14 protein-coding genes are annotated in these 12,498 nt (G+C 66.6%); 13 read left to right on the forward strand and 1 reads right to left on the reverse strand.

Annotated elements, in window-relative coordinates:
* Window positions 1-90: 90 nt before the first annotated feature.
* From FAZ69_RS01345 to ltaE, 12 genes are all read left to right on the forward strand, one after another.
* On the forward strand, window positions 91-879 hold the full coding sequence (locus FAZ69_RS01345; protein ID WP_136892135.1) for a GntR family transcriptional regulator: 789 nt from the start codon (window positions 91-93) through the stop codon (window positions 877-879).
* Entirely contained in the window at window positions 876-2,615 is a 1,740-nt protein-coding gene (locus tag FAZ69_RS01350) for a fumarate reductase/succinate dehydrogenase flavoprotein subunit (protein WP_136892136.1), read from the forward strand. Before FAZ69_RS01345 ends, FAZ69_RS01350 begins: the two co-directional genes overlap by 4 nt.
* Window positions 2,616-2,631: 16 nt before the next feature.
* The gene (locus tag FAZ69_RS01355; RefSeq protein WP_136892137.1) at window positions 2,632-2,877 is read left to right on the forward strand and encodes a 4Fe-4S dicluster domain-containing protein; all 246 of its coding nucleotides are present in this window, start codon (window positions 2,632-2,634) and stop codon (window positions 2,875-2,877) included.
* A gap of 20 nt (window positions 2,878-2,897) precedes the next feature.
* Window positions 2,898-3,905, forward strand: a complete 1,008-nt coding sequence (locus tag FAZ69_RS01360) for a HEAT repeat domain-containing protein (protein WP_136892138.1) — start codon at window positions 2,898-2,900, stop codon at window positions 3,903-3,905.
* Complete coding sequence (locus FAZ69_RS01365) at window positions 3,889-4,203, forward strand: gamma-butyrobetaine hydroxylase-like domain-containing protein (RefSeq protein ID WP_240702057.1); 315 nt, start codon at window positions 3,889-3,891, stop codon at window positions 4,201-4,203. The genes FAZ69_RS01360 and FAZ69_RS01365 overlap by 17 nt, the downstream gene beginning before the upstream one ends.
* Before the next feature lie 51 nt (window positions 4,204-4,254).
* Window positions 4,255-5,115, forward strand: a complete 861-nt coding sequence (locus FAZ69_RS01370; protein WP_136892139.1) for an NAD-dependent protein deacetylase — start codon at window positions 4,255-4,257, stop codon at window positions 5,113-5,115.
* A gap of 43 nt (window positions 5,116-5,158) precedes the next feature.
* A complete protein-coding gene (locus tag FAZ69_RS01375) occupies window positions 5,159-5,791 on the forward strand; it encodes a DUF938 domain-containing protein (protein WP_136892140.1) in 633 nt (210 codons plus the stop codon).
* Window positions 5,792-5,945: 154 nt separating this feature from the next.
* Window positions 5,946-7,355 carry an NADP-dependent phosphogluconate dehydrogenase gene (gene gnd, locus FAZ69_RS01380; protein WP_136892141.1) on the forward strand — a complete coding sequence of 470 codons (1,410 nt, stop codon included), beginning with the start codon at window positions 5,946-5,948 and terminating at the stop codon, window positions 7,353-7,355.
* Window positions 7,356-7,637: 282 nt separating this feature from the next.
* The gene (locus FAZ69_RS01385; RefSeq protein ID WP_136892142.1) at window positions 7,638-7,973 is read left to right on the forward strand and encodes a DUF4148 domain-containing protein; all 336 of its coding nucleotides are present in this window, start codon (window positions 7,638-7,640) and stop codon (window positions 7,971-7,973) included.
* A 318-nt stretch (window positions 7,974-8,291) separates the two neighbouring features.
* Window positions 8,292-8,504: a hypothetical protein gene (locus FAZ69_RS01390; protein WP_136892143.1), complete on the forward strand. Its 213-nt coding sequence runs from the start codon at window positions 8,292-8,294 to the stop codon at window positions 8,502-8,504.
* A gap of 70 nt (window positions 8,505-8,574) precedes the next feature.
* Entirely contained in the window at window positions 8,575-9,303 is a 729-nt protein-coding gene (locus FAZ69_RS01395) for a peptidoglycan DD-metalloendopeptidase family protein (protein ID WP_169708522.1), read from the forward strand.
* Between the two features lie 142 nt (window positions 9,304-9,445).
* Window positions 9,446-10,450, forward strand: a complete 1,005-nt coding sequence (ltaE, locus tag FAZ69_RS01400) for a low-specificity L-threonine aldolase (protein ID WP_136892145.1) — start codon at window positions 9,446-9,448, stop codon at window positions 10,448-10,450.
* 108 nt (window positions 10,451-10,558) lie between these two features.
* On the opposite strand, the gene FAZ69_RS01405 is transcribed toward ltaE, so the two are convergent.
* On the reverse strand, window positions 10,559-11,914 hold the full coding sequence (locus FAZ69_RS01405) for an MFS transporter (protein ID WP_136892146.1): 1,356 nt from the start codon (window positions 11,912-11,914) through the stop codon (window positions 10,559-10,561).
* Window positions 11,915-12,191: 277 nt separating this feature from the next.
* Between FAZ69_RS01405 and FAZ69_RS01410 the strand changes: the two genes are divergently transcribed.
* Window positions 12,192-12,497: an NIPSNAP family protein gene (locus FAZ69_RS01410; protein WP_136892497.1), complete on the forward strand. Its 306-nt coding sequence runs from the start codon at window positions 12,192-12,194 to the stop codon at window positions 12,495-12,497.
* Window position 12,498: the final 1 nt, after the last annotated feature.

The raw sequence follows: 12,498 nt of genomic DNA on the forward strand, positions 1-12,498 counted from the left end.
CGCGTACGAAATCGATAGCACGAAAACTTGGTTGGTCCGGCGCGCAGCCGTCCCTACACTGCCGATCATCTTGTTATGACAAGTTGATCGATGCCGCAGCCAGCCGAATCAGACCCGGACCTTACGCCACCCATTCAGCGGCCCCTGTACGCGCAAATCAAGGACGAATTGCGCGCACGCATTCTCGACGGCCGCTATGCGCCGCACAGCCGCATGCCGTCGGAAAGCGAGCTGTGCGCGATGTTCGACGTGAGCCGCATCACCGTGCGCCAGGCGCTCAACGACCTGCAAAAAGAAGGGCTCGTCTTCAAGCTGCACGGCAAGGGCACGTTCGTGTCGAAGCCGAAGGCGTTCCAGAACGTGACGTCGCTGCAGGGCTTTGCCGAAGCGATGTCGGCGATGGGCCATGAGATCGTCAACCAATTGCGCAGCGTGCGTTTCGTCGCCGCGAACCGTCAGGTCGCGGAACGTCTCGCGCTACCGGAAGGCGAGAAGGTGGCCGAGATTCATCGCGTGCGTTTTCTGAACCGTGAGCCCGTTTCCCTCGAAGTGACCTACGTGCCCGAGGCGCTCGGCAAGCGTCTCGCGAGCGCCGACCTCGTCACGCGCGACATCTTCCTGATTCTCGAGAACGACTGCGGCGTGCCGCTCGGCCACGCGGACGTCGCGATCGACGCGGTGCTTGCCGGCGACGAGCTCGCCGACGCGCTCGACGTCGAGCACGGCTCGCCGGTATTGCGCATCGAGCGGCTGACCCATAGCGCGGACGGCGCGCCGATCGACTACGAACATCTCTATTTCCGCGGCGACGCATTCCAGTACCGCTTGCGCATCGACCGCCGGAAAACCACGCAAGCCAGGGAAGGAACGACGCGATGAATACGCATGTGCTCGAATACGACGTAGTGGTGGTGGGCGGCGGCACGGCCGGGCCGATGGCCGCCGTGAAGGCCAAGGAACGCAATCCGAAGCTCGCCGTGCTGCTGCTCGAGAAGGCCAACGTGAAGCGCAGCGGCGCGATCTCGATGGGGATGGACGGGCTCAACAACGCGGTGATTCCGGGCCACGCGACGCCCGAGCAGTACACGAAGGAGATCACGATCGCCAACGACGGCATTGTCGATCAGCGCGCCGTCTACGCCTACGCGAAGCACAGCTTCAAGACGATCGAAGAGCTCGACCGCTGGGGCGTGAAGTTCGAGAAGGACGGCACTGGCGACTACGCGGTGAAGAAAGTGCATCACATGGGCTCGTACGTGCTGCCGATGCCCGAAGGCCACGACATCAAGAAGGTGCTGTACCGCCAGTTGAAGCGCTCGCGCGTGGCGATCACGAACCGCATCGTCGCGACGCGTCTGTTGACCGATTCGCAAGGACACGTGTGCGGCGTGCTCGGTTTCGACTGCCGCACGGCCGATTTCTACGTCGTGCGCGCGAAGGCCGTGATCCTCAGCTGCGGCGCCGCGGGCCGCCTCGGCTTACCGGCCTCCGGCTACCTGATGGGCACCTACGAGAACCCGACCAACGCCGGCGACGGCTACGCGATGGCCTATCACGCGGGCGCCGCGCTCGCGAATCTCGAGTGCTTCCAGATCAATCCGCTGATCAAGGACTACAACGGCCCGGCCTGCGCCTACGTGACCGGTCCGCTCGGCGGCTTCACCGCGAACGGCAACGGCGAGCGCTTCATCGAATGCGATTACTGGAGCGGCCAGATGATGTGGGAGTTCTATCGGGAGCTGCAAAGCGGCAACGGGCCCGTGTTCCTGAAGCTCGATCATCTTGCGGAGGAGACGATCCGGACGATCGAGCAGATCCTCCACACGAACGAGCGCCCGAGCCGCGGACGCTTTCACGCGGGGCGCGGCACCGACTATCGCCGGCAGATGGTCGAGATGCACATCTCGGAGATCGGCTTTTGCAGCGGACACAGCGCGTCGGGCGTCTACGTGAACGAGCGCGCGGAGACGACTGTGCCGGGCCTCTATGCGGCAGGCGACATGGCGGCGGTCCCGCACAACTACATGCTCGGCGCGTTCACCTACGGCTGGTTCGCGGGCGAGAGCGCCGCGGACCATGTCGCGGGCCGCGAGCACGCCGGGCTCGACGAAGCGCAAGTCGCCGCGGAGCGTGCTCGCGTGTTTGCGCCGCTCGAACGCGAGTCGGGGCTCTCGCCGTCGCAGGTCGAATACAAGCTGCGGCGCATGGTCAACGATTATCTGCAGCCGCCGAAGGTCACGCGCAAGATGGAGATCGGCTTGCAGCGCTTTGCCGAAATCGCCGAGGACATCGACGCGATCAAGGCGAACGACCCGCACGAGCTGATGCGCGCGGCCGAAGTGCGCGCCATTCGCGATTGCGCGGAGATGGCGGCGCGGGCATCGCTGTTTCGCACCGAGAGCCGCTGGGGGCTCTACCACCATCGCGTCGACCACCCGCAGCGCAACGACGCCGAGTGGTTCTGCCACACGCATTTGCACAAAGACGCCGGCGGCAACATGACGAGCGTGAAGCGTCCCGTCGAGCCCTACATCGTCTCGCTCGACGAGCGCGAGAGCGATGCTTATCGAAACCTGCGCATTCATGCGGACGAGCGCTCGCTGCCTGAAGGCTGAGTCTCAGGAGTCAACCATGCCCCACACGCCGCACGATATTTTCCAGCGCAGCACCGCGCCAGTAACGATCGACGCCGACAAGTGCATCGCCGACAAGGGCTGCACGGTATGCGTCGACGTCTGCCCCCTCGACCTGCTTGCGATCGATGTCGCGAAGGGCAGCGCGTATATGAAGTTCGACGAATGCTGGTACTGCATGCCCTGCGAAAAAGATTGCCCGACCGGGGCCGTGAAGGTCGAGATCCCCTATTTGTTGCGCTAACAACTTTCGAGCGAGCATCGATGACACACCCTGCGCGTCCCCTGAGTTTCGATCCTTCCGCGCTCGATGTAGACGCCGCCGCATTGCTGCCGCGTCTCGAGTCGGCCGACGCCGCGGTGCGGCGCATCGCGCTCATCGAGCTGGCCGATCTCGAAGACGAGCGACTGATCGAGCCGATCGTCGCGGCGTTGAGCGGCGACGCTGCGCAAGCGGTGCGGGCCGAAGCCGCGCGTCTGCTCGGCGCGTGGGAACGCGACGATGTCGTGGAAGGGCTCTGCACGGCGCTCGTGGATCCTTCGCACGAAGTCCGCGAGGCTGCCGCGCACAGTCTCGCCGAGGTGAGGCGCGCGCAATCGGGCGCGATCCTCGTGCGCTTCGGCTCGCATGCCGATGCGTTCGTGCGCGGCGCGGTGCTGCATGCGCTGCGCGAGTTGCGCTATGCCGGCGCCTTCGATCCGGCGCTGCTCGCGCTCGGCGACGACGATGCGGCCGTGCGTCTCGAAGCGGTCGGCGTGCTCGGCTGGCTGAAGGATGAGCGGGCGCTGTCCGCGCTGACCGCGCTGACGACGACGGAGCCGAACGCACAGGTTCGCCGCGCGGCAATCGGCGCGCTCGGATTCGCGGCGCGAACCGATGCGGACGCGACCCAGGTGGTCGTTGCGCTGCTGACCGCGTTGCGCGATGCCGCGTGGCAGGTTCGCGAGGAAGCGGCGGCGACGCTCGGCAAGCTGCGCGCGCAGGCCGCGCGCGACGCACTGATCGCGGCGCTCGACGACGAATACTGGCAAGTGCGCCTGCAGGCGGCGCGCGCTCTCGGCAAGCTGCGCGACGCGCTCGCGTGCGAAGCGCTGGTGTCGTTGCTGACGCATGCGATCAGCAATCTGCGTAAGGAAGCGGCGCTCGCGCTAGGTGAGATCGGCGCGAGCCGTGCGTTGCCCGCGCTTCGAGCGGCCGAGTCGGATGCGGACCCGGAAGTGCGCAAGGCCGTCCGCATCGCGCTGGCGCAGATCGATGCGCTCGACCGGTGAGCGGGCGATGCAAGCGCCGGAACGTATCGCGCTCGACAAGATGACGCGTGTCCTCACGATTCACTGGCATGACGGACGCGCGGACGCATTGAGCTACGCGTCATTGCGCGGCGAGTGCCCGTGCTCCACGTGCCGGCGTATTCGTCTGCAAGGCGGGCCGATTGCCGTAGCCGACGATGTCGAGGTGGTCGGTATACGGCCGATGGGATACGGTATGCAATTCGTCTTCAGCGACGGCCACGCGCAAGGGATCTACCCCTGGCCGTATCTCGACGCGCTGGCGCGGCAAGCGGCGTAAAATCGGCGGGCTTGCCGCCTTCGCCGTTTCGCGGCGCCATCCCGCCACACCATGACCGATCCGCTTTCCGCCGCAGCCGATCCCGATCCGCTCGACGCGCTTCACGACTTCGTGCGCCGCCATCCGCGCCTGTTCGTGCTGACCGGCGCGGGTATCAGCACCGACTCCGGCATCCCCGGCTACCGCGACGAGCACGGCCGCTGGATGCGCTCGCAACCCATTCAATTGCAGGAATTCCTCGGCTCCGAGCAAGCGCGCCGCCGCTACTGGGCGCGCAGCATGGTCGGCTGGCCCGTGGTTGGCCGCGCGCAGCCGAACGCAGCGCATCGCGCGCTCGCGGAGCTCGGGCAGGCGGGGCGCATCGGCCGCCTCGTCACGCAAAACGTCGACGGCCTGCATCAGCGCGCAGGCAGCGCCGACGTCATCGAGCTGCATGGCAGCATCGGCCGCGTCGCGTGCCTCGCCTGCGGCGCCGAGCATGAGCGCGCGGCGATCCAGCCGCGTCTCGTGGCCGACAACCCTGCGCTTCTCGACGCCGTGGCCGCGCCCGCTGCCGATGGCGACGCGCATCTCGAGTGGCACGACCTCGAAAGCTTCCGCATCCCCGCGTGTCCGCATTGCGGCGGGATGTTGAAGCCTTCGGTGGTGTTCTTCGGCGAGAGCGTGCCGCGCGAGCGTGTCGATGCGGCGTCGGCCGCGCTGGAGAAGGCCGATGCGATGCTCGTGGCCGGCTCGTCGCTGATGGTGTACTCGGGGTATCGTTTTTGCGTCTGGGCGCAGAAGATGGGCAAGCCGATCGCGGCGATCAATCTCGGCCACACGCGTGCGGACCCATTGCTGGCGCTGAAGGTTCAGGCGCCGTGCGGGGAGGCGCTGACTTCACTGGCCGAGCGCGTCGCCGCCGACGCATAGCCGCCTCGCGAACCCGCGAACCCTCCGACGCCGGACAACCATCGTGCCAAACGACGATTCACTCTCGACCTCGCGCCAAAGCGCACCCGCGGCGGAGCGCAACCGCGATCCGATCCTCGCCGTATTGCGCCGCGTCTTGCCGCCAAGCGGTCTCGTGCTCGAGATCGCAAGCGGCACGGGCCAGCACGCCGTGCATTTCGCCGGGGCCTTGCCGGAGCTCGAATGGCAGCCGAGCGACGCGTCGCCCGAGGCGCGCGCATCGATCGCCGCGTGGAAGGCCCACACGGGGGTCGCGAACCTGCGCGCGCCGCTCGAACTCGATGTGATGCGCGAGCCGTGGCCGATCGCGGCGGCGGATGCGCTCGTCTGCATCAACATGATCCATATCGCGCCGTGGGCGGCGGCGCAGGCGTTGGTGGCGGGCGCCGCGCGCGTGCTCGGCGCGGGCGGCGCGCTCTATCTGTACGGTCCGTATCGGCGCAACGGTGCGCACACGGCGGAGTCGAACGAGATGTTCGACCTGCAGCTGAGGAGCCGCAATCCCGAGTGGGGCGTGCGGGACATCGAGGCCGTGATCGATCTCGCCGCGCAGAACGGCTTCGCGTTCGACGAGATCGTCGCGATGCCTGCGAATAATTTCAGCGTCGTGTTTCGCAAGGAAGCTTACGGCGGCTGAGCGACATGCCCGTCCTCACGGCATCGGTCGCGCATTTCTTCTATCCTTGTCGCTGTTCCGTGGTCCGTCCTAAGCGCACCACGGCCTTCTTAGCCTTGCATGGGGTCAGAGTAAGCGCTAAAGCGCCAACTCTGACCGACAGGAGAATTCGACAATGGGCAAACAAGCAATCGGCGTCGTCGGGCTGGCCGTCATGGGCCGCAACCTGGCACTGAACATCGAGAGCCGCGGACATGCGGTGTCCGTCTACAACCGCAGCAGCACGAAAACCGACGAACTGATCGCCGAGTTTCCCGAGCGCAAGCTCGTGCCGGCCTACACGCTGGAAGAGTTCGTCGAGTCGCTCGAAAAGCCGCGCCGCATCCTGCTGATGGTGAAGGCGGGCGAGGCGACCGACGCCACGATCGCCGCGCTCAAGCCGCTGCTCGACGAAGGCGACATCCTGATCGACGGCGGCAACACGCACTTCACCGATACGATCCGCCGCAATCAGGATCTCGCGAAATCGAAGCTGCACTTCATCGGCACGGGCGTGTCGGGCGGCGAGGAGGGCGCGCTGAAGGGGCCGTCGATCATGCCCGGCGGCCCGCGCGACGCCTACGACCTCGTCGCCCCGATCCTCACCGAGATCGCCGCGAAGGCGCCCGACGGCGAGCCGTGCGTGGCCTATATGGGCCCGGACGGCGCGGGCCACTTCGTGAAGATGGTCCATAACGGCATCGAGTACGGCGACATGCAGCTGATCGCCGAGAGCTACTGGGTGTTGAAGCAGGTGCTCGGGCTGTCGAACGCGGAGTTGGGCAAGGTCTACACCGAGTGGAACGAGGGTGAGCTCGACAGCTACCTGATCGAAATCACCTCGAAGATCTTCCGCAAGAAAGACGAGGAGACGGGCCTGGATCTCGTCGACGTGATCCTCGATCGCGCCGCGCAAAAAGGCACCGGCAAGTGGACGAGCCAGAACGCGCTCGATCTCGGCGTGCCGCTGCCGCTCATCACCGAATCCGTGTTCGCGCGCGTGCTGTCGTCGCTGAAGACCGAGCGCATCGCGGCGAGCAAGGTGCTGGCGGGCCCCGCCGCAAAACCGTTCACGGGCGACCGCGCGGCGTTCGTCGAAGCGGTGCGGCGCGCGCTCTATTTCAGCAAGGTCATTTCCTATGCACAGGGCTTCGCGCAATTGCACGCGGCCTCCGCGGAATACGACTGGAATCTCGACTTCGGCACGATCGCGAAGATCTTCCGCGCGGGCTGCATCATCCGCGCGCGCTTCCTGCAGAAGATCACCGACGCCTACGCGAAGGACCCGGCGCTCGATAACCTGCTGCTCGATCCGTACTTCAGCGATATCGCGGCGAACTACCAGTCCGCGCTGCGCGAGGTGGTGAGCGCGGCGGTGGCGGCCGGCGTGCCGGTGCCGGCGTTCGCATCGGCGGTGGCGTATTTCGACGGCTATCGCTCCGAGCGCGTGCCCGCCAACCTGGTCCAGGCGCAGCGCGACTTCTTCGGCGCCCATACGTTCGAGCGGGTCGATCGCGCGGGCAGCTTTCACGCGAACTGGTCCTGAGTTGCATGCTGCGGCAACGCAGCACGGATTCGCGATCGAACGGGGCGGTTCGGCCGGGTGGCCGGGCCGCCTCGGAATTTTTCGGACGAGACCTGCGAAAGCAGGGGCTCATTATCGATATGCAGCCTTGTCAATAGGGGTGTTGACGTTCGGATTGTTGCGAATTTGCGAAAACTCAATCTGTGAAATCGGGGTTTTCCCGAGGCGTTTCGATGACTAGACTTTCGTCAATCGCTGCAGACATGTTGTTTGCGGCGTAACAAAAATCTCGGAGGTAATGTCATGAAATCGCTCGTTTATGCTGTCATCGCTGCTTCGGTCATCGCTGCTCCGATCGCCTCGTTCGCTCAATCGAGCCAACAACCCGTGACGCGCGCCGAAGTCCGCGCCGACCTCGTCAAGGTCGAGCAAGCCGGCTACAACCCGAACCGCGACAACATCACGTATCCGGCCGACATCCAGGCTGCCGAAGCGCGCGTGAACGCGCAACAAGGCACTGCAGTCGCGTCGGTGGCGGACACCAGCGGCTACGGCGGCAGCAACGGCGGAGCGGTGCAATCGGGCATCGCCAAGCCGATGAATGTCGATGGCGTCCACCCGCTGTACTTCGGCCGTTGATCGTTGCATGTCATGCGGTTGAAAGGGCTGAGAAAGAATAGGTCCCTGTAAATCGCAGCAAAGCAGCAGGCAATCAGACTGGCTCGCAGCGCTCCCGCAAGGGAGCAGGCGCGAGCCAGTCGTCTATTTGGGCCGCCGGCCTGACTGCGGCCACCGCGCATCCGTATCCGTCCTCGAACCAACCGCCGCGCGCGGTGTCTTTCCTCCATCGGCTCGCGCCATAGCCGCTTCGCGGCAGCTCCCCGTTTTCGTGCGAAGCGCCGACGCAGACGCGTCGAGCGTGTACCATGCTCGGCGCATGGTCTTGGAGCTGGCTTCATGAACATCATCCGCAGCAAGACATTCACCGCGGCGCGCGCCTGGGGCGCGCTCGACGGGCGCGTCGAGATGCGCTATCGAATCGACGGCAACGAGCATTCGACGATCTTCGAAACCGGCGACATCTTCCACGCGTCGGCAGGGACCGAGCATGTCGCGCATCCGCTAGGCGAGGCACGTATTTTGGTCGTCGAGACGCAAGGGAGCGTTTGACGGCTTCGCGCGCGCGGCGCACGCCATGTGCGACGCCGGCACAGGTTTACCGTATCGAAAAGGGGCAATCATGAAAATAACGAACTACTTCGCGTGCGAACCCCGCACGCTCGCACGAGCGGCGCTGGCGCTGGCGCTCGCGGGAGCGGCGTTGATCGGCGGCTGCGCGACGCCGCCGTGGAGCGACATGTTCGCCCCGAACCCCGCGCCTGCGCGTGTCGCGGCGGGCTATTACCGCGTCAACTCCGGCGACACGCTTGCAAGCATCGCCGCGGCATACGGCCAGCGTCCGCAGGACGTCGCGAGCTGGAACCGGATGCCTGTCAACGCGCCGGTCGTGCCCGGCCAGGTGCTGCGCGTGTCGCCTCCGGCGGTTGCATCGGCGGCGCCTCCGGGCGCGCCGGGGCAGCCGCTTGCCGGCACGGCGCCGGTCCGCTTCGCGTGGCCGGCGCGCGGCTCCGTCATCGTGCCGTTCGAGGCTGGCAAGTCCAAAGGGATCGTGATTGCCGGCGCGCCCGGCGAAGCAGTCACCGCGGCGGCGGACGGACGCGTCGTCTATGTCGGCGCCGGGATCAAGGAGTACGGGCCGCTCATCGTCATCAAGCACAGCGACACGCTTGTCTCCGCGTACGGTCACGCAGGCAAGCTGCTCGTCAATGAAGGCGACGCGGTCCGCGCGGGGCAGCAGATCGGCGAGATGGCGACCGATGCAAGCGGGCGCGGCACCATCGAGTTCGAGATCCGCCGCGACGGCACGCCGGTCGATCCGTTGAACTACTTGCCGCGCGCGGGCGGCTGACGCGCCTGCCGGGCAATTTGCGTACACTTCCAAGCTCGCGTGTGAAGCGGCACGCGCCGACGCTGTCGATGCGCGCCGCCGCCCTCGTGCGGCGTTTCTGCCGGCAATGACACGTCCCATCGCCCTCCACAGGAAGTCTCAGATGATCGACCTACGCAGCGATACCGTTACTCGTCCCAGCCCCGAGATGCTTGCCGCAATGACCGCCGCCGAAACCGGCGACGACGTCTGGGGCGACGATCCCACCGTGAACCGCCTGCAGGCAACGCTCGCCGAGCGCACGGGCAAGGAAGCGGGCCTGTTCTTTCCGAGCGGCACGCAAAGCAATCTCGCCGCGCTGATGGCGCATTGCGAGCGCGGCGACGAGTACATCGTCGGCCAGCTCGCCCACACCTACAAGTACGAAGGCGGCGGCGCGGCGGTGCTCGGCAGCATCCAGCCGCAGCCGATCGAGAACGCGGCGGACGGCTCCTTGCCGCTCGACAAGATTGCCGCCGCGATCAAGCCGATCGACGATCACTTCGCGCGCACGCGCCTTCTGGCGCTCGAGAACACGATCGGTGGGAAGGTGCTGCTGGCCGGCTACGTCTCGGAGGCGACGGCGTTGGCGAAAAGCCGCGGGCTCGCGACGCATCTGGACGGCGCGCGCGTATTCAATGCAGCCGTCGCGTCGGGAAGGCCCGTCGCGGAGCTCTGCGCGCCGTTCGATTCGATTTCGGTCTGCTTCTCGAAGGGATTGGCCGCGCCGGTCGGCTCGGTGCTGGTGGGCAGCCGCGCGCTGATCGAGCGCGCGCGCCGCTGGCGCAAGATGCTGGGCGGCGGCATGCGCCAGTCGGGTGTGCTTGCGGCAGCGTGTCTCTACGCGCTCGAGCACAACGTCGAGCGGCTCGCCGAAGACCATGCGAACGCCGAGCATCTGGCGCGTTCGCTCGCGCAGATCGAGCAGGTGCGCGTGCAATCGCAGGCGACCAACATGGTGTTCGTGCAGATTCCGCAGGAGCACTGCGCGCCGCTCGAAGCATGGCTCAAGGAGCGCGGCATGCTCACCCAGATGCTGTACGCCTCGCGTTTCGTCACGCATCGCGATCTCGCGCGCGCGGACATCGACACGTTCGTCGCTGCTGTGAAGGGGTATTTCGCGCGGTGAAGGCGCGGTAGGTGCGCGATAGGCGCCAATCGGCTGGCGCCTTCCGCACCCGCGCAGGGTATGCGGTATACCGCATGCCGTATTGGGTATACCCAACGCCTGATGCCGCTATCGCGCCTGGCGTCCCGCGCGATGGTCGGCCGCGAACAGCCGCAAGCTGCTCGCCACGCTGGCCGCGCCGGCGAACACGGCGCCCGTCGCCAGCGCGAGCGTCGGACCGTGCCGGCCCGCAATGCCGAAGCTCAAGGCGACGAGCGCCGCGCCCGTCGCTTGTCCGATGAGCCGCGCGGTCGCGATGATGCCGCTCGCGCCGCCGCTGCGCTCGGGCGGCGCGCTCGCCATCAGCGCCTTCAGGTTCGGCGACTGGAAGAAGCCGAAGCCCGCGCCGCACACGGCCATGCGCACGACGATGTCGGTCACGTGCGGATGCGCCGGCAGCAGTGCAAGCGACGCCATCCCCACACTCAGGATCGCCAGCCCGACGCCGCCGAGCAGCCCGGGCGGATAACGGTCGGACATGCGCCCCGCGATCGGCGCGGCCAGCGCGACGATGACTGGCCACGGCGTCATCAGGAAGCCGGTCTCGACCTGGCTGCGCTGCAGCAGGTCCTCGAAATAGAACGGCAGCGAAACGAACGCGAGCCCTTGCGCCGCGAACGAGCAGACTGCGGTCAGGGCCGACAGCGTGAACACCGGCCGCTTGAACAGATCGACGGGCAGCATTGGCGCGGGGTGCCCGGCTTCGCGGCGGATCAGCATCCATCCGAACACCAGCGTGGCCGCGACGGCCGCGAGCACGAGGCGCGTATCGGCGCGCTGCGCGGCGCCGCCGAGCGCGAGGATCAGCGCGGCAAACGTGACGACGTTCAGGAGCGCCGCGCCGACATCGAAGTGGTGCTTGCCGCGCGGCGTGTGCGGCAGCGACGGTATACCGAATGCCAGCGCCGCGAGCCCGATCGGCACGTTCACGACGAAGAGCCACGGCCAGTTGGCGAGCGACAGGATCAGCGACGCCACCGTCGGCCCCACCGCGAACGACACCCCGACGATGAGCGCGTTGAGCCCGACGCCGCGTCCGAGCCGATGCGGCGGATAGATGAAGCGGATCAGCGCGATGTTGACGCTCATGATCGCGCTCGCGCCGAGCCCTTGGAGCACGCGCGCGCCGGCCAGCGCCGGCAGCGATGACGCGAGGCCGCAGACGAGCGACGCTCCCGTGAAGATCGCGACTCCCGCGATATAGATGCGCCGGTGGCCGACGATGTCGCCGAGCGCCGCGAGCGGCAGCAAGGTGGCGACCATCGCGAGCTGATAGGCGTTGACGATCCAGACCGACGAGGCCGGCGCGGCGTGAAGGTCGGCGGCGATGGCCGGCAGGGCGGTGTTGGCGATCGCGGTGTCGAGGGTGGCGAGCGCGACGGCGAGCATGATCGCGGCGAGCGCGCGCTTGTCGCGCGCGGTCATCGGGGCATCGACAGGGAAGCCGGCTGGCGCGCGGGCCGCGTTCGCCGCGGCGTTCGGAGGGATGTTGTTCTGCACGTTTGAGCGTCTTGGGGCGTGGGCGGACGTGCGCCGAATCGAAGGCATGCTGCGGCGCATCGAGCGATTGTTGCAGAGTCGCGGGGAGCGTGCAGAAGGCGCTTTCCAATTGGCTTGCGGGTGGATTTTGATTGGCTTGCAAAAAGGCCGATGCCGGTTTGGTGCGTTAAGCTACGCATCCGCAACCGACCCAGGAGTGACCGTGATCACCTGCTATCTGCGCTATGTCGTCGATCCCGCCAAGCTGAAGGAGTTCGAGCACTACGGACGCATGTGGATTCCGCTCGTCGAGCGCTTCGGTGGACAGCATCACGGGTACTTCATGCCTTCTGAAGGCGCGAACAATATCGCGCTGGCGCTGTTTTCGTTTCCGTCGCTCGCTGCGTATGAGCAGTACCGTCAGAAATCGATGGACGATCCCGATTGCCAGGCAGCGTTCAAGTACGCGGAGGAGACGCGCTGCATTGTCAGCTATGAGCGCAGCTTCTTTCGTCCGGTGTTTGAGTAGC

Source organism: Trinickia terrae (assembly GCF_005144415.1).
GTDB classification, from domain to species: Bacteria; Pseudomonadota; Gammaproteobacteria; order Burkholderiales; family Burkholderiaceae; genus Trinickia_A; species Trinickia_A terrae.

Coding starts and splice junctions, on each gene's coding strand:
- FAZ69_RS01345 (WP_136892135.1), top strand. CDS start 91: ATGCCGCAGCCAGCCGAATCAGACCCGGACCTTACGCCACCCATTCAG.
- FAZ69_RS01350 (WP_136892136.1), top strand. CDS start 876: ATGAATACGCATGTGCTCGAATACGACGTAGTGGTGGTGGGCGGCGGC.
- FAZ69_RS01355 (WP_136892137.1), top strand. CDS start 2,632: ATGCCCCACACGCCGCACGATATTTTCCAGCGCAGCACCGCGCCAGTA.
- FAZ69_RS01360 (WP_136892138.1), top strand. CDS start 2,898: ATGACACACCCTGCGCGTCCCCTGAGTTTCGATCCTTCCGCGCTCGAT.
- FAZ69_RS01365 (WP_240702057.1), top strand. CDS start 3,889: ATGCGCTCGACCGGTGAGCGGGCGATGCAAGCGCCGGAACGTATCGCG.
- FAZ69_RS01370 (WP_136892139.1), top strand. CDS start 4,255: ATGACCGATCCGCTTTCCGCCGCAGCCGATCCCGATCCGCTCGACGCG.
- gnd (WP_136892141.1), top strand. CDS start 5,946: ATGGGCAAACAAGCAATCGGCGTCGTCGGGCTGGCCGTCATGGGCCGC.
- FAZ69_RS01385 (WP_136892142.1), top strand. CDS start 7,638: ATGAAATCGCTCGTTTATGCTGTCATCGCTGCTTCGGTCATCGCTGCT.
- FAZ69_RS01390 (WP_136892143.1), top strand. CDS start 8,292: ATGAACATCATCCGCAGCAAGACATTCACCGCGGCGCGCGCCTGGGGC.
- FAZ69_RS01395 (WP_169708522.1), top strand. CDS start 8,575: ATGAAAATAACGAACTACTTCGCGTGCGAACCCCGCACGCTCGCACGA.
- ltaE (WP_136892145.1), top strand. CDS start 9,446: ATGATCGACCTACGCAGCGATACCGTTACTCGTCCCAGCCCCGAGATG.
- FAZ69_RS01405 (WP_136892146.1), bottom strand. CDS start 11,914: ATGACCGCGCGCGACAAGCGCGCGCTCGCCGCGATCATGCTCGCCGTC.